General features: G+C 71.9%; 16 protein-coding genes and 4 pseudogenes. 10 read left to right on the top strand and 10 right to left on the bottom strand.

What is annotated here, in order from left to right:
- Positions 1-19: 19 nt before the first annotated feature.
- Both QF037_RS40250 and QF037_RS51130 read right to left on the bottom strand, forming a co-directional pair.
- On the bottom strand, positions 20-937 hold the full coding sequence (locus tag QF037_RS40250) for a TIGR01777 family oxidoreductase (RefSeq protein WP_307033976.1): 918 nt from the start codon (positions 935-937) through the stop codon (positions 20-22).
- 49 nt (positions 938-986) lie between these two features.
- Positions 987-1925, bottom strand: a pseudogene (locus QF037_RS51130) (MFS transporter); the annotation flags it as partial.
- Positions 1926-1951: 26 nt separating this feature from the next.
- Between QF037_RS51130 and QF037_RS40235 the strand changes: the two are divergent.
- On the top strand, positions 1952-2416 hold the full coding sequence (locus tag QF037_RS40235) for a hypothetical protein (protein ID WP_307033972.1): 465 nt from the start codon (positions 1952-1954) through the stop codon (positions 2414-2416).
- A gap of 7 nt (positions 2417-2423) precedes the next feature.
- On the opposite strand, the gene QF037_RS40230 is transcribed toward QF037_RS40235, so the two are convergent.
- Positions 2424-5798: a pyruvate carboxylase gene (locus QF037_RS40230; protein WP_307033969.1), complete on the bottom strand. Its 3375-nt coding sequence runs from the start codon at positions 5796-5798 to the stop codon at positions 2424-2426.
- 159 nt (positions 5799-5957) lie between these two features.
- On the opposite strand from QF037_RS40230, the gene QF037_RS40225 reads away from it, so the two are divergent.
- Positions 5958-6779 (top strand): DUF1684 domain-containing protein, encoded by an 822-nt coding sequence (locus QF037_RS40225; RefSeq protein WP_307033967.1) that lies wholly within the window; start codon positions 5958-5960, stop codon positions 6777-6779.
- 31 nt (positions 6780-6810) lie between these two features.
- Here the strand turns inward: QF037_RS40225 and QF037_RS40220 are convergent, their stop codons facing one another.
- On the bottom strand, positions 6811-8016 hold the full coding sequence (locus QF037_RS40220; protein ID WP_307033965.1) for a cysteine desulfurase-like protein: 1206 nt from the start codon (positions 8014-8016) through the stop codon (positions 6811-6813).
- A gap of 208 nt (positions 8017-8224) precedes the next feature.
- On the opposite strand from QF037_RS40220, the gene QF037_RS40215 reads away from it, so the two are divergent.
- Positions 8225-9184 carry a trypsin-like serine peptidase gene (locus QF037_RS40215; protein WP_307033963.1) on the top strand — a complete coding sequence of 320 codons (960 nt, stop codon included), beginning with the start codon at positions 8225-8227 and terminating at the stop codon, positions 9182-9184.
- 89 nt (positions 9185-9273) lie between these two features.
- The gene (locus QF037_RS40210) at positions 9274-9705 is read left to right on the top strand and encodes a DUF6174 domain-containing protein (RefSeq protein WP_307033961.1); all 432 of its coding nucleotides are present in this window, start codon (positions 9274-9276) and stop codon (positions 9703-9705) included.
- Between the two features lie 2 nt (positions 9706-9707).
- Here QF037_RS40210 and QF037_RS40205 read toward each other — a convergent pair whose 3' ends face one another.
- Positions 9708-10139, bottom strand: a complete 432-nt coding sequence (locus QF037_RS40205; RefSeq protein WP_307033959.1) for a hypothetical protein — start codon at positions 10137-10139, stop codon at positions 9708-9710.
- Between the two features lie 170 nt (positions 10140-10309).
- Here QF037_RS40205 and QF037_RS40200 point away from each other — a divergent pair, with 170 nt between their 5' ends.
- A complete protein-coding gene (locus QF037_RS40200) occupies positions 10310-11221 on the top strand; it encodes an amidohydrolase family protein (protein WP_307033957.1) in 912 nt (303 codons plus the stop codon).
- Between the two features lie 114 nt (positions 11222-11335).
- Entirely contained in the window at positions 11336-12703 is a 1368-nt protein-coding gene (locus tag QF037_RS40195; RefSeq protein ID WP_307033955.1) for an MFS transporter, read from the top strand.
- Here the strand turns inward: QF037_RS40195 and QF037_RS40190 are convergent.
- The 3 genes and pseudogenes from QF037_RS40190 to QF037_RS40180 form a co-directional block, all read right to left on the bottom strand.
- On the bottom strand, positions 12678-13103 hold the full coding sequence (locus tag QF037_RS40190; protein WP_307033953.1) for an isocitrate lyase/phosphoenolpyruvate mutase family protein: 426 nt from the start codon (positions 13101-13103) through the stop codon (positions 12678-12680). The two genes, QF037_RS40195 and QF037_RS40190, sit on opposite strands and share 26 nt — an antisense overlap.
- Positions 13104-13134: 31 nt before the next feature.
- Positions 13135-13446: pseudogene (locus tag QF037_RS40185) on the bottom strand (isocitrate lyase/phosphoenolpyruvate mutase family protein); the annotation flags it as partial.
- A 156-nt stretch (positions 13447-13602) separates the two neighbouring features.
- Positions 13603-14862 (bottom strand): annotated as a pseudogene (locus QF037_RS40180) (condensation domain-containing protein).
- A gap of 254 nt (positions 14863-15116) precedes the next feature.
- Here QF037_RS40180 and QF037_RS40175 point away from each other — a divergent pair.
- Positions 15117-15980, top strand: coding sequence for a glycoside hydrolase family 16 protein (locus QF037_RS40175; RefSeq protein ID WP_307033951.1), 864 nt, complete (start codon positions 15117-15119; stop codon positions 15978-15980).
- Positions 15981-16034: 54 nt separating this feature from the next.
- Here the strand turns inward: QF037_RS40175 and QF037_RS40170 are convergent, their stop codons facing one another.
- Together QF037_RS40170 and QF037_RS40165 are read right to left on the bottom strand one after the other, a co-directional pair.
- Positions 16035-16955 (bottom strand): NAD(P)-dependent oxidoreductase, encoded by a 921-nt coding sequence (locus QF037_RS40170; protein ID WP_373463872.1) that lies wholly within the window; start codon positions 16953-16955, stop codon positions 16035-16037.
- Between the two features lie 172 nt (positions 16956-17127).
- Positions 17128-17585, bottom strand: a pseudogene (locus QF037_RS40165) (MMPL family transporter); the annotation flags it as partial.
- A gap of 281 nt (positions 17586-17866) precedes the next feature.
- Between QF037_RS40165 and QF037_RS40160 the strand changes: the two are divergent.
- The 3 genes from QF037_RS40160 to QF037_RS40150 all read left to right on the top strand — a co-directional run bounded on the left by QF037_RS40160 (position 17867) and on the right by QF037_RS40150 (position 21204).
- Positions 17867-18940 (top strand): LacI family DNA-binding transcriptional regulator, encoded by a 1074-nt coding sequence (locus QF037_RS40160; RefSeq protein WP_307033947.1) that lies wholly within the window; start codon positions 17867-17869, stop codon positions 18938-18940.
- Between the two features lie 136 nt (positions 18941-19076).
- The gene (locus QF037_RS40155; protein WP_307033945.1) at positions 19077-20282 is read left to right on the top strand and encodes an SGNH/GDSL hydrolase family protein; all 1206 of its coding nucleotides are present in this window, start codon (positions 19077-19079) and stop codon (positions 20280-20282) included.
- A gap of 88 nt (positions 20283-20370) precedes the next feature.
- Entirely contained in the window at positions 20371-21204 is an 834-nt protein-coding gene (locus tag QF037_RS40150) for an alpha/beta fold hydrolase (protein WP_307033942.1), read from the top strand.
- The last annotated feature ends 182 nt before the right edge of the window (positions 21205-21386 follow it).

The following is a 21386-nucleotide window of genomic DNA, read 5'->3' as shown; positions in this document are numbered from 1 at the left end:
CAAGAACGTCACCACTCGATCAGCCGACACCCTCTCGGCCGACCGCGGCGGCGAGCGCCGCGTCGATGGTCGGGTGCTCGAAGGTGAAACCGGAGGCCGACAGGGCGCCCGGCACGACGCGCTGGCTCATCAGGATGCCGTCGGCGAACTCGCCCAGGACGAGCCGCAGTGCGAAGCCCGGCACCGCGAAGACGGTCGGCCGGTGCAGGGCCCTGCCGACGGCGGCGGTGACGTCGCGGTTGGTGGCGGGGTGCGGGGACGTCATGTTGACGGGTCCGGTGATGCCGTCCGTGGCGATGATGTGGCGCAGGGCGCGGACCGCGTCGGTCAGGGAGAGGTGACTCCAGTACTGGTCGCCGCTGCCGAGGCGCCCGCCGAGGCCCGCGCGGGCGAGCGGCAGCAGGCGTCCCATCGCCCCGCCGCGGGGCGACACGACGATGCCGAAGCGGGTGTTCACGACCCGCGTGCCGACCGCGCCGGCGCCCTGGGCGGCCGACTCCCACTCCTGGCAGACGCCGGCCAGGAAGTCCCGGCCGGGCGCGCCCGACTCGTCGACCTCGGCCGTGCCGGTCTCGCCGTAGTAGCCGACGGCCGAACCGGACACGAACACCGGCGGTGGCTTCTCGCAGGCCGTGATCGCCGTCGCCAGGGCGGTGGTGCCGAGGACACGGCTGTCGCGGATCTGCTTCTTGTACGTCTGTGTCCAGCGGCGGTCCCCCACGCCTGCCCCGGCCAGTCCGACCACCGCGTCGGCGCCTTCGAGCACGGTGGGATCCAGCAGACCCGCCTGCGGATCCCACCCTGCCTCCGCGCTGCCGTCGTCGCGGGACCGCGGCTCCCGGCGGACCAGTCGGGTCACCCGGTGCCCGTCGTCCAGCAGTGACGCGGCCAGGGCGCCGCCGATCAATCCCGAAGAACCGCTGATGACGACGTGCATGGGGGACCCCGATCCGGAGGGACACGCGAGATGCTTTAGATTTAAAACATCATACTCCCTGCTCCACGGCCGGAGCCCGCCGCACCCCGATCGCCGCCGCGATCGCGCCCAGCACCTCGAGGACACCGGTCGCCGGCACCGCCGTGTGCACACCGTTCATGAACGCGTCGTCACCGCCCTCGACCACCGCGGCCTTCAGCTGTGCCGGCATCGCGTCGGAGACCGGCGCCACCCCCATGGCCACCGCGTCCTGGGCCGCGCCCAGCCCGTGTGCCGTCCGCGCGGGCACCCCGGCGTCGGTCAGTTCGCCGGTGAGGGTGGAGCCCACCCGGCTGCTGATGACGGAGACCAGGACCGAGGTCCCGAGCGCGCCGCCGATCTGCAGCGCGGTGGCCTGGAGACCTCCGGCGACACCGCCGTCCCGCACCGGGGCGTTGCCCGCGATGGCCTCCGAGGAGGCGGACATCACCATGCCGACGCCCAGGCCCATCGCGATGAAGGGCGGCCACATGTGGCGTACGAGGAGTCGGCGCTCCAGGTGAGCATGGTGAACATGGCGGCGGCCTGGAGCAGCATGCCCAGCGGCATGGTGAACCGGGCGCCGAACCGCTCGGTCAGGGCGGCGCCGAGCGGGGAGGCGACCACGGAGGCGAGGCTCAACGGCAGGGTGCGGACGCCGGCTTCGACGGGGGAGAGGCCGCGCACGTTCTGCAGGTAGAGCATGACGAAGAAGATCGTGCCGAGCAGGACGAAGAAGTTCAGGCGTCTCGTAGAGGCCGAAGACCAGCAGGACGACCACGCCCGCGCCGATCGCGCCGAGGGTGCCGGCCGAAGTCCAGCCCCACGTCTCGCCCTTGACCACACCGAACACGACGGCGAGCAGACCCACGGCGAGCAGGGCGACGCCGGGTATGTCGAACTTCTCCCCCGCGGCGGCGGTGTTCTTGCTCTGCGGCAGGACGAGCGCGCTGTAGACGAGGGCGATCAGGCGACCGGGAGAAGGCCCGCACCGAGGTGGTGTGTGAGCGGTGCGCCGACCTGAGCCGCGGATTCGGGGCCGCGCAGTGGTACGGCATGAGCTGCGGCGACGGCTGGACGGCCTGGTGCATCGCCGAGGGCGGAGAAGTGGTGCGCTTCTACGACGCGTTCGACGCCGCGGAGAAGGGCGACGAGGGCCCCGGGCACCCGGCCGAGTCCGGCTACCGGCTGCCGCACGAGCACGTGGACACCGGCGACGCCTTCGACGCTGTCGGCGACCTGCCCGACGGGGCGGGTCCGCTGGACGTCGAGGCGTTCTACGCCCGCTACGTCCAGGTGAAGAGGGACCTCGGGATACCCGACACCTGCTACGCCACCGACATCGCCGTCCGCCTCTCGGTCGACCCCGGAGCGAGGACCCGGATCACCGGCACCGGAGTCCTCGCCCTCACCGCGTGCGGCCGTCGGTACGGCCACCCCGCGGGAGCGCTCGAGGTCTGACCCTGTCCTAGCCGATCACGAAGAGCAGGTCGCCGCCCTCCACCTGCTGGATCCGGTTGATGGCGAGCCGGGAGACCTTGCCCGCCTTGGGGGCGGTGATGGCGGCCTCCATCTTCATCGCCTCGATGGTGGCGATCGTGCCGCCGGCCGTGACCTCGTCGCCCTCGGCGACCGCGAGGGTCACGACTCCGGCGAACGGGGCGGCGACGTGGCCGGGGTTGGAGCGGTCGGCCTTCTCGGTGACCGGGATATCCGACGCGACGGCCGCGTCGCGCACCTGGATGGGCCTGAGCTGGCCGTTCAGGGTGGACATCACCGTGCGCATACCGCGCTCGTCGGCCTCACCGACGGCCTCCAGGCCCAGCAGGAGGCGCACGCCGGGTTCGAGGTCGACGGCGTACTCCTTCCCCGGGCGCAGACCGTAGAAGAAGTCCCTGCTGTCCAGGACGCTCGTGTCGCCGAAGGACTGGCGGTGCGTCTCGAAGTCGCGCGTCGGGCCGGGGAAGAGGAGGCGGTTGAGGGTGACGCGCCGGTCCTTCTCCAGTCCGTCGCGCTCCTCCGTGGTCAGCTGCGGAGCGGGCTTGGCGTCGGCGCGGCCCTCGAGTGCCTTGCTGCGGAAGGGCTCCGGCCAGCCGCCGGGCGGGGTGCCCAGTTCGCCGCGGAGGAAGCCGATCACGGAGTCGGGGATGTCGAACCGGTCCGGCGTCGCCTCGAAGTCCTGCGGGGAGACCCCGGCGCCGACGAGGTGCAGGGCGAGGTCGCCGACCACCTTCGAGGACGGGGTGACCTTCACCAGGTGACCGAGGATGCGGTCGGCGGCGGTGTACATCTCCTCGATGTCCTCGAACCGGTCGCCGAGGCCCAGGGCCACGGCCTGGGTGCGCAGGTTGGAGAGCTGGCCGCCGGGGATCTCGTGGTCGTAGACGCGACCGGTCGGGGAGGCGAGGCCCGCCTCGAAGGGGGCGTAGATCCGGCGGACGCTCTCCCAGTACGGCTCCAGGTCGCCGACGGCCCGGAGGTCGAGGCCGGTGGGGCGGGCGGAGTGGTCGGTCGCGGCGACGATCGCCGACAGGGAGGGCTGCGAGGTGGTGCCCGCCATGGACGCGACCGCCCCGTCGACGGCGTCGGCACCGGCCTGGATCGCGGCCAGGTAGGTGGCGAGCTGGCCGCCCGCCGTGTCGTGGGTGTGGATGTGGACGGGGAGGTCGAACTCCCGGCGCAGGGCGGAGACGAGGGTCGCCGCGGCCGGAGCCCTGAGCAGTCCGGCCATGTCCTTGACGGCCAGGACGTGGGCGCCCGCCTCGACGATCTGCTCGGCCAGACGCAGGTAGTAGTCGAGGGTGTAGAGCCGCTCGCCCGGGTTCGACAGGTCGGAGGTGTAGCAGAGGGCGACCTCGGCGACCGCGGTGCCCGTCTCCCGTACGGCCTCGATCGCCGGACGCATCTGGCCGACGTCGTTGAGGGCGTCGAAGATGCGGAAGATGTCGATGCCGGTGGCGGCGGCCTCCTGCACGAAGGCGTCGGTCACCTCGGTCGGGTACGGCGTGTAGCCGACGGTGTTGCGGCCGCGCAGCAGCATCTGGAGGCAGATGTTGGGGACGGCCTCGCGGAGCGCGGCCAGCCGCTCCCACGGGTCCTCGGCGAGGAAGCGCAGGGCGACGTCGTAGGTGGCGCCGCCCCAGCACTCCAGGGACAGCAGCTCGGGCAGGGTGCGCGCGACGACCGGGGCGACCGCGAGGAGGTCCTTGGTGCGGACGCGGGTGGCGAGCAGCGACTGGTGGGCGTCGCGGAACGTGGTGTCGGTGACACCGATGGTCGGGGACTCCCGCAGCCAACGGGCGAAGCCCTCGGGGCCGAGTTCGGTGAGCTGCTGCTTCGAGCCGGCCGGGGGCACTTCGGCGGTCTGGCGCGGGAGCTTGGTCGTGGGCTCGATCAGGTCGGGGCGGTCGCCGTGCGGCTTGTTCACCGTGACGTCGGCGAGGTAGGTGAGCAGCTTCGTGCCGCGGTCGGCCGAGGTGCGGGAGGTCAGCAGGTGCGGGCGCTGCTCGATGAACGACGTGGTGACACGGCCCGCCTGGAAGTCCGCATCGTCGAGGACGGCCTGGAGGAACGGGATGTTGGTGGCCACACCGCGGATCCGGAACTCGGCGACGGCACGCCGGGCGCGCTTGACGGCGGTGCCGAAGTCCCGGCCCCGGCAGGTGAGCTTGACCAGCATCGAGTCGAAGTGCGCGCTGATCTCCGTACCGGCGTGGGTGGTTCCGCCGTCGAGGCGGATGCCGGAGCCGCCGGGCGACCGGTAGGCGCTGATGCGGCCGGTGTCGGGGCGGAAGCCGTTGGCGGGGTCCTCGGTGGTGATACGGCACTGGAGTGCGGCGCCGTGCAGGACGACCGTCTCCTGGGACAGCCCGAGGTCGGCCAGGGTCTCGCCGGCGGCGATACGGAGCTGGGACTGGACGAGGTCGACGTCGGTGACCTCCTCGGTGACCGTGTGCTCGACCTGGATGCGCGGGTTCATCTCGATGAAGACGTGGTTGCCGGCCGGGTCGAGCAGGAACTCGACGGTGCCGGCGTTGCGGTAGCCGATCTCGCGGGCGAAGCGCACGGCGTCGGCGCAGATCCGGTCGCGCAGCTCCGGGTCGAGGTTCGGCGCGGGGGCGAGCTCGATGACCTTCTGGTGGCGGCGCTGGAGGGAGCAGTCGCGCTCGTAGAGGTGGATGACATTGCCCTGGCCGTCGGCGAGGATCTGTACCTCGATGTGCCGGGGGTCCACGACGGCCTTCTCCAGGAACACCGTCGGGTCGCCGAACGCGGAGGCCGCCTCACGGGCCGCCGCCTCGATGGACTCCCGCAGCTGCGCGCGTTCCTCGACCCGGCGCATACCGCGCCCGCCACCACCGGCGACGGCCTTGACGAACACCGGGAACCCGATGTCCTCGGCGGCCCGCACCAGCTCGTCCACGTCGCTGGAGGGCTCGGAGGAGCCCAGCACCGGTACGCCGGCCGCGCGGGCGGCGGCCACGGCGCGGGCCTTGTTGCCCGTCAGCTCCAGGATCTCCGCGCTCGGCCCGACGAAGGTGAGGCCGGCTTCCTCGCAGGCCCGCGCGAGCTCGGGGTTCTCGGACAGGAACCCGTAGCCCGGGTAGACGGCGTCGGCGCCCGCCTGACGGGCGGCCCGGATGATCTCCTCGACGGAGAGATAGGCCCGCACGGGGTGTCCCGGTTCGCCGATCTCGTACGCCTCGTCGGCCTTGAGCCGATGCAGCGAGTTGCGGTCCTCGTGGGGGAAGACGGCGACCGTCCTCGCGCCCAGCTCATAACCGGCTCGGAACGCGCGAATCGCGATCTCACCACGGTTGGCTACCAGTACCTTGCGGAGCATTCCGGATCCCTTCGGCCTGCCGGTGACGCCCCCCATCGTCTCGGCAATGTCTCCGTCGTGCCATGAGAGCCGGGTCACGCGCGGATTGCCGTTTGGGGATGATCTGCGACGGTACGGCGGTTGCACGGAGCACCACCACCGCAGCGCGAGGGAGCGGACATGACCGTCCAGGACATCGACCGAGTGAGCTTCGCACAGGAATGGCAGGAGTGGCACCGGCAGAAGGAGGCGGTCCTCTCCGGCCCGCACGGCTTCCTCGCGATCACCGGCCTGCACTGGCTGGGCCCGGAGCCGGAGCGCTTCGAGGACGCGCCCGGAGCCTGGTCGAGCACCGCCGAAGGGGTGGTGGTCGAGCTGGCCGAGGGCGAGGAGCTGACCGTCGACGGGGAGCCGGTGCGCGGCCGGTACGACTTCGGTGTCGTCGCGGAACGGGACAGCGTGTACGTGGGCGCGGGTGACGCGGTCATCGAGGTAGCCAAGCGCGGCGGACAGGACATCGTGCGCCCGCGCCATCCCGACAACCCGTTGCGTACGTCCTTCACCCGGACCCCGGCCTACGCCCCCGACCCGCGCTGGGTCGTCCCCGGCCGTTTCCTGCCCTTCCCCGAGCCGCGCCCGGTGACCGTGGGCGCCGCCGTCGAGGGCCTTGAGCACGTGTACGACTCCCCCGGCCAGGTCGAGTTCGAGCTGGCCGGCGTGCGGCACCGCCTCACGGCGTTCAACGGCAGGGGGCCCGGCGCGCTGATGGCGCTGTTCACGGACGAGACCTCGGGCGTGACGACGTACGCGGCGAACCGATCGCTCCAGATCGCGGCTCCCGACGCCGAGGGCCAGGTCACCCTCGACTTCAACCGCGCCGGGAATCTGCCCTGCGCCTACACCGACCTGGCCACCTGCCCGCTGCCGCCGGCGGAGAACCGGCTGCCGGTCGCGGTCGAGGCGGGCGAGCGGATCCCGTTGGAGCGGGGCGGACAGCCCTGACGGAGGGGCACGCTGACGGTCGGACGGCCCGTCAGCGCGCCAGGAACTCCCCCAGCCCTGCCAGGAGCCGGTCGACGTCCTCGGAGTCGTTGTAGGGCGCGAGGCCGACGCGGAGGCCGCCGCTGTCGCCGAGGCCCAGGTGGCGGGAGGCCTCGATGGCGTAGAAGGAGCCGGAGGGGGCCTGGATGCCGCGCTCGGCGAGAAAGCCGTAGGCGTCGGTCGTGGCGTGGTGCTCGAAGGTCAGCAGCAGGGTGGGGGTGCGGTCTGCCGCCCTGGAGTGGATCGTGATGCCGGGCAGCGCGGCCAGGCCCTTGTCGAGCTGGGTGCGCAGGGTGTGCTCGTGTGCTTCGAGCTCCGCGTAGGCCGCTGCCAGACGCTCGCGTCGCGTGCCTGTCGCCGTCGCGTCGAGGCCGGCCATGAAGTCGACCGCCGCCCTGGTCCCGGCGAGGAACTCATAGGGCAGGGTGCCCAGTTCGAACCGCTCGGGGACCGCGTCGGTGGAGGGCAGCAGCTTGTCGGGGCGCAGGGTCTCCAGCAACTCCGGAGCGGCGGCGAGGGCTCCGTGGTGGGGGCCCAGGAACTTGTACGGGGAGCAGACGAAGAAGTCCGCGCCGAGCGACTCCAGGTCGACCAGGCTGTGAGCGGTGTGATGGACACCGTCGACATACACGAACGCGCCCGCCTCGTGCACGAGTCGGGAGATCGCCGCGATGTCGGGACGGGTGCCGATCAGGTTGGAGGCGGCGGTGACGGCGACCAGGCGCGTGCGGTCGGACAGCACGGCGCCGATGTCGTCCGGGGTCAACTCGCCTGTGGCCGGGTCGAAGTCGGCCCAGCGCACGGTGGCACCGACCCGCTCGGCGGCCTGGACCCAGGGGCGGATGTTGGCGTCGTGGTCGAGGCGGGTGACGACGACCTCGTCACCGGGCGACCAGGTGTCGGCGAGGGTGCGGGAGACGTCGTAGGTGAGCTGTGTGGCGCTGCGGCCGAAGACGATCCCCCTCGGGTCCGCGCCCAGCAGGTCGGCCATGGCCCGGCGGGCCCCGCTGACGAGGCTCTCCGCGTTGCGCTCCCCCAGCGTCACGCTGCCCCGGTTGGACAGCGGGTGTGACAGCGCGTCGGCGATGGCGTCGATCACGGGCCGGGGTGTCTGGGTGCCGCCCGGGCCGTCGAAGTGGGCCGTTTTGGCGGTCAGGGCGGGGAACTGGGAGCGGAGGGCGGTGATGTCGTACGTCACGGAGGGCTCCTGTCGTGGTTCCGGGCCGGGGCTCGAAGTCAACCCCATCCTCCGGGCGGCGGCGAGATCGCCCCCTGTGTCGTCGGCGGAGAGAGGGTGCGTCTTTTCGGCCATCATTCTGACGTGCACCTGCCCAAATAGGGCGTTCGGTGGCACTCTGCGCGCAGAACGGTCACACCCTCCGACCCCCACCGCAGAAGGAGACCGCGTGATAGGCAGACTTCGTGCCGCCCTGGTGGGCGCAGCCGCACTGCTGACCGCCGGCGTCCTCACCACGCCGGCCGGCGCCGCCCCCGACCCGGGAACCGTGTCGCTCACGGCGCAGCAACGCACCCAGGCCTTCTGGACACCGGAGCGGATGCGCCAGGCGACTCCGCTCGACGTCCTGTCCGTCGACCGCTCCGAGGTGACGGCATCCGAGCCCCGCAAGGGCAGGAAGACGCTCATCGCACCCAGCGCCCCCGCCTCGCCCGTCGGAACGCTGGCGTTTCCCGACGGCGGCGGCGCGTGGACCGGTGGCGGAGCGGTCGTCCAGACCGCCGGGCGGGTGTTCTTCACCTATCAGGGCCGTACCGCCTCCTGCTCCGGCAACGCCGTCACCAGCGCCAACAAGTCCACCGTCCTCACGGCCGGGCACTGCGTGAAACTGGAGGGCGCCTGGCACACCAACTGGGTGTTCGCACCCGGGTACCACGACGGGCAGACGCCGCACGGCACCTGGTCGGCGACCAAGACCCTGTCGACCCCGCAGTGGACGGCGAGCGAGGACATCAACTACGACATCGGCGCGGCCGTGGTGGCCCCGCTGAACGGACAGCTGCTGACCGATGTCGTCGGCGGTCAGGGCCTGGCGTTCAACACCGGCTACAGCAAGGCGATGTACGCCTTCGGCTTCCCCGCCGCCGCCCCGTACGACGGCCAGAAGTTCATCTACTGCAGCGGCACCACCTACCGCGACTTCCTGCTCTCCAGCGACCACGGTCTGACCTGCAACATGACCGGCGGCGCCAGCGGCGGCCCCTGGTTCACCCAGTTCGACGAGGCCACCGGCACCGGACTCCAGTCCTCGGTGAACAGCTTCAAGTACAACTTCCTGCCGAACGCGATGTACGGCCCGTACTTCGGCGCGGACGCACAGAACCTGTACCGGGCGGCCCAGTCGTCCTGAACAGCTCCTGACGGTACGTGCGCCGGCCGGCCCCGAACGTCCCGGGGCCGGCCGGCGTCGTAGCGGTAACCGTCTTCGAAGGGGCCGCCATGACCGTCGTCCGCTCGCTCTTCCTTGTGGCCGTGCTGGTGGGCGGCCTGGCCGCCTGCGGTGAGGAGGCGAAACCGGCCGCGCCCGCCTGGGAGGAGCCCGCCTCGTACACGTACACGCTGACGTCGAGCGAGGGCGAACGGGCCCTCATCGGCACCTTCCGGATCACGGTCCGAGGCAGCGAGGTCACCAAGGCGGTCGGCCTCGACGACAGCGCGCGTCGGGTCGTACGGCAGCTGCCCGACCCAGTGCCCACCCTGGGCGCGTTGTTGAAGGAGCTGGAGCAGGCACGGGGCGACGACGCGGACACGGCGCGGGCTCGAACCGCGGCGGACGGGCATCCGACGCACATCGAGCTCGACTGGGAGGAGAACGCCGTCGACGACGAGGTCCGCTACGACATCACCGACTACGAACCGGCCGCCGACTAGCCCTACAACTGCTTGATGTTCCCGCCGAGTTCGGGGCGGAACTTCTTCAGCAGCGCCTCCGGGCCGCTGACCACCCAGCGGGTGCCGACGAGGTACTTGCCGCCGTAGATGGAGGCGGCGTCCAGCCAGGTGAGCTTGAACCGCTCCTCGGGGAACGTGGTGATGAGGAAGTCACCGTCCTTGCCGTGGCACACGCCTTCCCTCAACTCGTCGGCGTCCGTGCGGATCTTGACCTTGCAGCCGACCAGCCCGGCGATGACCTCCACCTTCGCGGGAGCCACGACCCCGGCGGAAGGCGCGGCCGTCACCTTCGTGGCGCTGCTCACCTTGGACTCGTCCGACCCCGCGCCGCACCCCGTGGTCAGGGTGAGCAGGGCCAGCCCGCCCGCCAGTAGCAGGCGGGCGGTGAGCGGACTGCGGGCGCGCTGGGACACGTACCTCTCCGTTTCGGGACGTCGGCCGGACGTATGCCAGGAGGTACGGGTGCGAGGCGGTGGGTGTTCAGTCCGGTCCGCCGCGGGGTGGACGTGGCGGCGGGGGCCCGCGAGATCCTGAGTGAGGAGGACGTCCGGAGCACGCTGCGCGCCTGGGTGGGAGAAGTGTCATGAACGTCGACGTGCACCAGCATCTGTGGACGCCGTCCCTGGTGGCGGCCCTGCGCTCACGCCGTGAGCCGCCGTATCTGCACGGTTGGACGCTGCACCTGGACGGGGAGCCGCCGTACGACATCCCGCCCGCCGACCACGACATCGCCCGGCGTGCCGAACTCGCCCGCGCCGACGGTGCGGGGCGGGCGCTCGTCTCGCTGTCGGCCCCGATCGGCGTGGAGTGGCTGCCGTCGGCCGAGGCCCGCCCGCTCCTCGACGCCTACCACGAGGGCGCGGCCACCCTCCCCGAGCCGTTCGGCGCCTGGGCCGCCGCGGGTGTGCTGGACATCGACGCAAAGGCGACGGCCGAGGACCTCGACGGGGGCTTCGTGGGGCTCCAGCTCCCGGCCGACGCCCTGCTGGACTCCGCCGGCTACGCGCGCTGCGCCCCGCTGCTCGACCTGCTGGAGGAGCGCGACCTGCCGCTCTTCGTGCACCCCGGGCCCGCACCGGGCGGGTCCGAAGGGCCCGGCTGGTGGCCCAGCTGGTGGCCCGCGATGGTGCCCTACGTCCAGCAGATGCACGCCGCCTGGTTCGCCTTCCGCGCCTTCGGCCGCCCCCGCCACCCTCGCCTGCGGGTGTGCTTCGCGCTGCTCGCCGGGCTGGCCCCGCTGCACGGGGAGCGCTTCGCCGCCCGGGGCGACGGCTCGGCAGCGGTGGATCCGGATGTCTTCGTCGAGACGTCCTCCTACGGTCCGCGCTCGGTGGACGCCGTGGTCCGCGCCCTCGGGATGAACGCCGTGGTCCAGGGCTCGGACCGGCCGTACGCGGAGCCCCCGCGCCATCCCGGGTTCGGTCTGGGCGCGACCATTGCCCATGCCTTCCGGACCGCAAACCCCCGGCGGCTGCTGACCGGCGAGAACCACTGAACCCGGGTGGGGCGTATCGAGCCGCCCCGCGCCCTAATGTTGTGCACTTTCTTGACTGCAGTGACGTTAGAGCCTACTTTCGCGGTGTCCTACCCCCGGTCAAGGGAGACCGCGATGCCCCCGTCCCCCGTCGCATCACCGTCCACGGCCGCCGAGCGAACCCGGCAGCTGCGCCTGGTCGCCGCCTCCGGGCTGCTCGGCACCGCCGTGGAGTTCTACGACTTCCTCGTCTACGGCACGGTCGCCGCGCTCGTCTTCGGCGAACTGTTCTTCCCCGGCGCCGATCCGGCCGTCGGCACGATCGCCGCGTTCGGCACCTTCGCCGCCGGCTATGTGGCCCGTCCGCTCGGCGGCATCCTCTTCGGCCACTTCGGCGACCGGCTCGGCCGCAAGTCGATGCTGCTGCTCACCATGGGTCTGATGGGCGGCGCCAGCTTCCTCATCGGCCTGCTGCCCACGTACGACACGATCGGTGTGTGGGCCCCGGTCCTGCTGATCGCCCTGCGCGTCGTCCAGGGCGTCGCCATCGGCGGCGAGTGGGGCGGCGCGACTCTGATGGTCGTCGAGCACGCCGGAGAGCGGCGCCGCGGCCTGTGGTCCAGCTTCACGCAGATGGGAGCCCCGCTCGGCTCCCTGCTGTCCACCGCCGTCGTCGCGTACGTCGTCACCCTCCCCAAGGACGACTTCGCGGCGTGGGGCTGGCGGGTGCCGTTCCTGTTCAGCGTCGCCCTGCTCGGCGTCGGCCTCTTCGTCCGGCTCAAGGTGGTGGAGAGCCCGCTCTTCGCCGAGGTGAAGAAGGACCGCGCCGAGTCCCGGCTGCCCATCCTCGACGTCCTGCGCAACCCGCGCCCCGTACTGCTGGCCTGCGGTGTCGGCATCGGCGCCTTCACCGCACAGTCGCTGCTGACCAGCTACATGATCGCGTACGCCACCGGCATCGGGTACGCCCGGCCGCAGGTGCTCAACGCCCTCACCGTCTCCGCGTGCGTCGCGCTCGTCGTGCTGCCGTGTGCCTCCGCGCTCTCCGACCGGATCGGCCGCCGCCCGGTCGTCCTCGCCGGAGCCATCGCCTCGGCCGCGCTCGCCTTCCCCGTCCTGGCGCTGGTCGACTCGAAGTCGCCGGGGCTGCTGATCCTCGCCGTCGTCCTCGGTCACGGCATCGCCCAGTCCACGATGTACGGCCCGCTGGGCGCACTGCTCACCGAGATGTTCGGCACCAAGGTCCGCTACACCGGCGCCTCCCTCGGCTATCAGGGCGCCACGCTCGTCGGCGCCGGCTTCTCCCCCATGATCGCCGGAAGCCTGGTGGCCGGGAGCGGCAACAGCACCCCCGTCGCCCTGCTGCTCTGCGGCGGCGCCGCCGTCACCGCGGTGACCGTCTGCTTCGTCCGCGAGACCCACCGCGGCACCCTCGACGACTCCGCCGCCCGCCCCACCGTCCCGAGTGTGTCGAGTGTCAGCCCTGCCGGAACAGGTCGTTGAGGTCCGCCTGGGAGAGCTGATCGTCGGCGTAGGAGAACGTGCCTCGCTCGGCCAACTCCCGTGCGGCGGTGAGGAGGTGACGGTACATCGCGCGGGCGATGCTGCCGCCGACGGTCACCCTGCGTACCCCGAGTTCGCGCAGGTCGTCCAGGGCCAGTGCGTTGCCGGTGAGCCCCATGACGACATTGAGCGGGCCGTCGAGTTCCCGCACCAGGGTGCCGATGGTCTCGGCGTCGGCGGCTCCCGGCACGAACGCGCAGTCCGCGCCGGCCGCCAGATAGGCGTTGGCGCGCCGTACGGCCTCGTCGAGCGAGCCTCCGACCAGCAGCACATCCGTCCGGCCGACCAGGACGAACGGATCGCCTGCGGCGGTCCGCGGCGGCACGGGCGGCGCGGACACGGTCCACCGCGAGCGGCTCCTCGTACAGGGGCCGGGCGCGGTCGCCGGTGAAGTCCTCGATGTTGCCCCCCGCGGCGCCTGCCGCGCGGGTCATCGAGATGGTCTCCGCCACGGTCTCGGGCGCCTCACCGAACCCGTCCTCCAGGTCCGCGCTGAGCGGCACCCGGAGTTCGTCCGCCATCTCACGGACCCGGCGGATCATGGTGTCGCGGCCGATCCGCCCGTCCGGCGCCTTCTCGTCGTGGAAGTCGTGGTCCGGGCGCCCGAGCGAGAAGGCGACCCCCGCGCTCGTGGTGGCCACGGCGGGGAAGCCGGCCGACTCCAGGACCCGGGCGCTTCCCACGTCCCAGGCGTTGGGGAGCAGGAAACACCCCTCCCGGTGCAACTCGACGAAACGCTCGGCTCGTTCTCGGCTGTCGATGTTCACGCACCGAACGTACTGCTCGTCCGCCCCGACGGTCACATCACCGCCCGCCGGGACTCGAACCTGCCGAAGGCTCTACCCCCGGTGGGCCGCGGCCGCTGCGCCCACGGTCCCGGTCTCGCGCGCCACCGCGACGATCCGGGCCCGCAGAAGCTCCGCACAGCGCCGCATGTTCTTGTCGGCGACCGGCGTGTCCGGCAGTCGGCAGGCGAACTGCAGGCCTTCGGGGACCCGGGTGGCCCACGCGCACACCTGGTCGCCGTACGACACCCTGATCAGCCCGTACGCCTTCAGCTCCGGCCAGCGCCCGGCACCGGGGATGTCACGCGAGTCGACGTACGAGAGGATCGAGTACAGGTCCGGTGAGGTGGGCCGGAAGTCCGCGCCCAGCAGGCGCAGGACGCGCGCCAGGGGCATCCGGGGCAGCGCCCGGGTGTCGCGCAGCGCGGCGCGGACCAGTGCCAGGGCGGCGTCGAGTCCACGGCCCGCTCCACCGGGATCGCGACAGGCGCCCCGCCCACGTACCAGCCGACCGGGTCGGCCCAGCGGGACTTGACCCAGGTGTGGAAGGGCGCGACGGTGCGGTACACGCTCAGGCCGCTGATCTCGCGGGCGGCGAGCGCGACGGCCGCGACGATCCCGACCAGACTGCCGCCGTAGGGACGGCAGTACGCCTCACGATGAACTCCCGCCAGCGGCCGACGACTTGGTGGGTGTCGTCGATCCGGTCGGCGTCCGGGCGTTCATCGGCGCAGAAGTCGACGTAGCCGGCGACCGGTTCGGACGCGACCACCCGCCCTTCGAGGCCGGCCGCGTACAGCTCGTGGATCTCGGCGGTGATGCGGTGGATCGAGTACGCGTCCACGTTGCTGTGGTCGAACGCCATGTACACACTCGCTCCGTCGTCCCGTACGACGGCCGTGAACAGGAAGTTGGGCCAGGTGAGCGCGTCGGCGACGACGTCGAAACGGTCCTGGAGGTACCGGGTCAGCGTCACCGCGTCCGCGAACTCGCCGATGTCCTCGCGATGCAGGGCGACGGCATCGGAGTCGAGGGTGAACCGTAGCGTCTCGTGCCGCAGCATCCAGCCTCCAACGCGCCCTGCAGAACGTCGAGTTCGACGCGTCCGGGGATGTCGAAGGCGGTACCGAGCCAGGTCGGCACGAACAGCCCGTCCTCCCGCACCGTCCGTGCCGTGCGGATGTGGGACTCCTGGACGTACGCCGGTGGCCTCGCGTCGTCCGGCAACGCCCGCGCCGCGCCCACCGACGCCGGATGCAGGGTCCACTCCACGAGCTTTCCGGGCCGGATCTCGCACCGCTGGAGGTCGGTCATGCGCACCGGGCTCTCCGATCATCGCTCACCGCGCGGAGAGATCAACGAGCGGACGGGCCCGAAGCGACGCGACTGGAGGCTGACGCTCCGGTACTCCGGCCGTTTTGGGGATGGTGTTCGCACCGGCTCGCGGCAAGGATGCTCCCTCGCGCGGCACTTCCCGTCGTACGACATCGGCGCACCGAGGACCGGAGGGCCTCCCGATGGGATCACACGCAGCACCGAACGGTCGTAAGCGCGCTCTGCCGGCGTCCATGGGGCTCGTGCTCCTGGCCGCCGTCCTCGGCATCCCCCGTGCCGACGGAGCAGCGGGGGAAGACGGTGCGGCCGACGCCTGCCGCGCCACCGGCACCGAACTGCCCCGCGGCGACTGCGGGCCGTTCTGGCAGGTCCTCGCCGAGGACTTCAACGGTGACCGGGTGCCGCTGGGCCGGTTCAGCGACTGCGACCACGCCGTCGACACCTCGGCCGCGTACTGCGGGGGCCTGCGCGGTGCGTACCGCGACAACTGGTGGGCCTATCCGACCGGTTGGCGTGACACGGCCAATGACCGCGGCCGGCAGGTCGTGGGTGTCTACCACCCGGAGGACACCGTGAGCGTGGGTCCCGCGGAGAACGGCGACGGCAGGATGTTCATCCGTATGTGGCGGCCCGCCGACGGGGGTCCCGTGCACGCTGCGGCGGTGGTACCTCGTGCCGTCATGCAGATGAAGTACGGCAAGTACAGCGCCCGTATCAAGGTGACCGAACTCGCCCCGGGCTACAAGTCGGCCTGGCTGCACTACGGCGGAGGCTGCGAGATGGACCACCCCGAGGGCGAGTGGACCGGCGACCTCACGGCCTTCCACCATCCGTGCGGCGGGGGTGAACAGGGCTACTTCCCGGGGAGCGAGGACTGGACGCGGTGGCACACGGTCTCCACCGAGTGGACGCCCGGCCATGTGCGCTTCTTCGTGGACGGCCGGCAGGTGGGGCACGACACCCGCGAGGTCCCCCGGCAGCCCCTGTCCTGGGTGCTCCAGAACGAGAGCGCCCTGCAAGGCCCCGGCGCGGCTCCGGGCAGCAGTGCCCAGCTCGACATCACCTGGGTCGCCGCGTACGCCTACGACTGGAAGTGACCCGCCCGAACCTGCCCGGGCCGAGGTGTCCGCGCCCGGCTCACCTGCGGTGACTCAGGCCTTCTCGTCGAAGCTGGCGAAGTACGCGGCGGCCATGTCCTCGTCGCCGTGGCCCTGCGCGGCGGCACGCTCCAGGCGCTCCGCGCTCGCGGCGGCCACGTCGAGCCGGACCCCGCCCCGTTCGCCGGCCTCGACGATCAGCCGGGCGTCCTTGGCGGCGGTCGACACGGCGAACTGGGGCGGGGACAGCTTGTCGTCGAGGATCAGCGCGGACTTGGCGCGCAGGTATCCCATGTCCAGCGGGCCGCCCGCGATGGCGTCGAAGAAGTTCTGCGGGTCGACGTCGAGCGCCTTCGACAGGGCCAGGACCTCGCCCATCGCGTTGGTGGTCGCGATGACCCAGCTGTTGGCGACCAGCTTCAGCCGGGTGGCGCTGCCTTCGGCGCCGTCCTCGCCGGTCCACACCGTGCGCGCGCCGACGGCGTCGAGGACGGGCGTCACCTTGTGCCGTCCCTCGACCGGCCCCGCGGCGAGGACGAGGAGCTGTCCGGCCTCGGCGGGCTGGCGGGTGCCGAGCACGGGGGCGTCGTAGAAGACGAGGTCCTGCTCGCGGGCGAAGGCGGCCAGGTCGGCGACGCCCTCGATACCGGCGGTGGTGGACTGCACCCAGGCGGTGCCGGGGCGCAGCGCGGAGGTGGCCTGCCGCATGACGTCGAGGGCGGCGGGACCGTCGTAGAGCATGGTCAGGACGACGTCGGCGCCCTCGACGGCCTCGGCGGGGGTGCCGGCGACGGCGATGCCGTCGGCGGCGAGCGGTTCGGCCTTGGCGCGGCTGCGGTTCCAGGCGCGGACGGTGTGTCCGGCACGGGCGAGGTTGCGGGCCATCGCGGCACCCATGATTCCGGTGCCGAGGACGCTCACGGTGAGCTGGTCGGTCATGACGTCACCTTCCCTTGGGGGTGGGGACCCGAGCATAGGGTTCGGACGCTCGTCGACCAGGACGCCGTGACGCTCGTGAACGCCCTCACGCCGCGGGGCCCTGGTCGGTCACCTGCCTGCCGGGCCCCGAGGGGGACGCAGGCCTTACGAGCCCGGCTGGTACGCGATCACCACGAGTTGCGCGCGATCGCGGGCACCCGGCTTCGGTGGCCAAGCCGAAACCGATCATCTTGATCATCGAGTCGCTCTCGCCGATGAAGCCCGCGAAGACGACGGCCGGTTCGCCGTGGATGTACGCCTCCCGCATCCGCGAGACGAGGAAGACCTCGTAGTCCATCGCCAGGCCGAACACGATGCCCACCAGGAAGATCGGCATCAGACTCATGATCGGACCGGTCTGCTCCACCCCGAACACACCTGCTCCGTGGCCCTGTTGGAAGATCAGGACGATCGCGCCCAGAGCCGCGAGAACCGAGAGCAGGAAGCCCAGCGCCGCCTTGAGGGGGACGAGTCGTCGGTCGGGCTGGTGCCCGGTGTCGCGGTGAACACGGCCGTGTCGCCGGCATCGTTGAAGCGCGGCGCGGCGACCGAGACGACGCCCTTCGTGCCGGTGATGTCCTGGTGGACGACGTTCACCGCGGACGCAGAAGGCGTACGACCTGATGCAGGAGCGCTTGAAAGGCCGGCCGGCCCGGTCGATACAGAAAAGTGGCCACGTCAGGGAACTCCGCATCTGGTCTCGTCTACCCGATCAGGCTGTCCTGGCGGACCCCCTCCCGTCGTCGTGCGGCTACTGGCGCTCCCGACCACCGCATCCGCAGGACCCGCTGCTGAAACCGCAGTACGTGTCCGGGCCGCCGGGTCCTTCGCCGGTACGACATCTCCGAGGTCGGGCCGTGGCGTCTGGCATCATTGCGGCCCGATCGTGCGGTCAACCGGGGGACACCATGAAGCGAGGCACAGGACGGAGCGGCAGCTCCGCGGCGCCGAACGGTGTGGATGTGGCGCGTCTGGCCGGGGTCTCCCAGAAGACGGTGTCGAGAGTCTTCAACGAAGAGCCCTATGTCTCCGCCGAGGTACGCAGACGCGTCCTCGAAGCCGCGGAACAGCTCGGCTACCGGCGCAACAACGCCGCCCGGGCACTGGCGTCGGGACGGACCCGCTCGATCGGTGTGATCACGCTGGGCACCGCCCTGTACGGGCCCGCGTCCCTCCTCATGGGCGTCGAACGGGTCGTCCGGGACACGGGGTACGCGCTGCGCGTGGTCAACACGATGGAGGGCGACCCGGCCGGGCTCGCCGGTGCCGTGGACTCGCTCCTCGACCAGGGCGTGGACGGCATCGTGATCTCCGAGCCGATCGACGAGCCGGGCGGCGGCGAAGCCGGACCCCTCCGTGTCGACGTCCCGGTCCTGGTGATCGGCGCTCCGCCGCCGCCTCTCAGCTCCCCGGCGGTGCTTTCCGCGGGCGGGGGCGCCGATCTCATGGCCCGTGCCGCCACCGAACACCTGCTGGGGCTGGGTCATGTGACGGTCCATCACCTGGCGGGTCCGCAGCGGTGGTTCGCCGCCCGGGACCGGTTGGAGGGGTGGCGGACCACTCTGGTCTCGCGCGGGAGGAACGTGCCCCCCGTCGTCGAGGGGGACTGGTCGGCCGCGTCCGGGTATGCGGCGGGCCGCGCGTTGGCTCAGGACCCCGAGGTCACCGCCGTGTTCGCCGCCAACGACGACATGGCGATCGGGCTGGTCCGCGCACTGACGGAGGCCGGGCGGCACGTGCCCGGCGACGTCAGCGTGGTGGGCTTCGACGACATTCCGGTCGCCGCCTACGTCACTCCGCCCCTGACCACGGTGCGGCAGCCCTTCGATGCCGTGGCACACGAGGGGCTCAAGCGTCTGGTGCACGCCATCGAGAACCCGGACGCCGACCCCTTGCCGGCGAGCGCCCCGCCGGTCGACCTCGTCGTCCGCGCCTCGACGGCTCCCCCGCCCCCGGCCGTCACCGGGAGGTCCGGGAGGTGAGGATGCGCGATTGTCCGCGGCGTCCCGGGGAACACGGTGGCCGATGAGGTCACCGAGGTCACCGCGCCGCCCGGCGAGGACGCCACCGTCCCGAGGTGACCCGGCGGATCGAGGACCACGACCGAAAGGCCCAGCTGTGCAATCCGTCCTCGGTCTCGCGCTCGAAGGTGTCGTCGGCGCCCTCGGGAAGACCACCGGCCCGTCCGGAGTGACCCTGCACCGGTCACCGGAGGCGGGGCGCGCCCAACTGGCCGACGAGGCCTTCGCATTCAACAGTGCCGTGCCCTCGGGTGTCCGGTTCGACCTGCTCACCGACGCCACCGACATCGAGCTCGATGTCCGGCTGACCGTGGTCCTGCCGCCGGGCATGCCGGCCGGCGGCGCTGTCTTCGACCTGGTGGTCGACGGCGAACTGCGCGAACCGGTCGTGGCCACGCGACAGTCCCTGCTCTTCCTCGACCCCGTCTCCGGGGACCAGGAGACCCGGCCGGCCGAACCCGCCACCGTCCGCTTCCCCGTCGGCCCCGATTGCCGTGAGCGCCATGTCGAGGTCTGGCTCCCTGTCGCCTCGAGGCTCGAACTGCTCGACGTACGGGTGCCGGACGGGGCGTCGGTGCGTGCGGCTCCCGCGAGCGGCCCGCTGTGGGTGCATCACGGAAGCTCGATCAGCCAGTGCGCGGAGGCGGACCGGCCGACCGGGACCTGGCCGGCGATCGTCGCCCGCTCCGCGGGCCTGTCCCTGCTCAACCTCGCCCTGGGCGGGCAGTGCCATCTCGACCCCTTCATGGCCCGCGCCATCCGGGACCTGCCCGCGGACACGATCAGTCTCGAACTCGGCATCAACGTCCTGAACGCCGACAGCATGCGGGAGCGCACCTTCGTGCCGGCTTTCCACGGATTCCTCGACACGATCCGTGACGGGCACCCGGACACCCCGATCCTGATCATCACCCCCATCGACTGCCCGGCCGCCGAAAACCGGCCCGGCCCCACCCTCGTGGGCCCCGACCTGCGCGTGCACACCGTCGACCGCCCCGTCGAACTCTCCCTGGGGGCACTCACCCTCACCCGCATCCGCGAGCTGCTCGCACAGCACGTCGAGCAGCGCCGCAAGGACGGCGACGACCGACTCCGGCTCATCGACGGAACGGCGTTGTTCGGGCCCGAGGACATCGCCGACCTCCCGGACGGCCTGCATCCGAACGCGGTCGGCTACGCCCGCATGGCCGAGCGCTTCCTGCCCTTGTCGTTCGGCGAGCCCCTTCCCACCGGTCGGCGACGTCCCGGTAGTCGCGGCGGCTCCTCTCCGACAGCGGAGACCGCCCGACCGGCCTCGGCATGAGTCCACGCCGTCGCCCGGCACCCTCCGCCTTGACATCCCGGCCCTGCGCAAGAAGGCTGACCGACCAGTCGGTATGAAGGAGGCGGCCGTGGCCGAGCTGAGCATCCCCACCTCCGCGGGCACGTTCGACGCCACGGTGGCGGGCCCGCCGGACGGCCGCCCGCTACTGCTCCTGCACGGCTTCCCGCAGACGAGGGCGGCGTGGCGGCACCAGATCGCGACACTGGCCGCGCGCGGCTACCGCGTGGTCGCTCCCGACCAGCGCGGCTACTCCCCCGGGGTCCGCCCCGAGCGGTCCGAGGACTATCGCGTCGACATCCTGGTCGACGACGTCGTCGCGATCACGGAGTGGCTGGGCTGGACGACGTTCGACCTGGTCGGCCACGACTGGGGAGGCGCCGTGGCCTGGTGGACGGCCGATACCCATCCCGCCCGCGTACGCACGCTGACGGTCGTCTCGACCCCGCATCCCGGCGCCCTCGCCCACGCGCTGCGCACCGACGACGACCAGCGCGCACGGTCGCGCTACATGATCGACTGGCGTGAGACTCCCGCCACCGAGAACGAGATGCTGGCCCATGACGCCGAGAAGCTGCGCGCCTTCTACGCCGGGAAGGTCCCGCAGTCCAGTGCCGAGGCCTACGTGCGGCATCTGTCCCGGCCTGGCGCCCTCACGGCGGCGCTGAACTGGTACCGGGCCGGCCGCCCCGAACGCGCCATCGGCGTCATCGACGTACCCACGCTGTACGTCTGGAGCACGGCGGACCTCGCGTTCGGACCGGCGGCCGCGCGGGAGACCGCGCAGTGGGTCAAGGGACCGTACCGGTTCGAGACCCTGCGAGATGTCAGCCACTGGATCCCCGAGGAGGCCCCCGAGTCGCTGAACCGTCTGCTGCTCGAACACCTCCGGGCCGCCGCCTGACCCCATCGGTTCCAGGTCGGCCGACGACCGCCTACCCACGCCGGGCGCGGCCGGGCACACTGAGGCCGCGTCCCGCCGCCACCGCGCCCTGAACAATCGCGCACGCATCACGGCGCCGGAGCACCACGCACGGAAGTACGGCACGCCCGACGACCGTTCGGGCCTGCCGCGAACCCGGCCTA

Origin of the sequence: Streptomyces canus, assembly GCF_030815415.1 — a bacterium.
In the GTDB taxonomy this organism is placed as follows: domain Bacteria; phylum Actinomycetota; class Actinomycetes; order Streptomycetales; family Streptomycetaceae; genus Streptomyces; species Streptomyces canus_F.
Note: the sequence above shows the minus strand (reverse complement) of the source record. Positions and strands in the feature narration are given on the sequence as shown.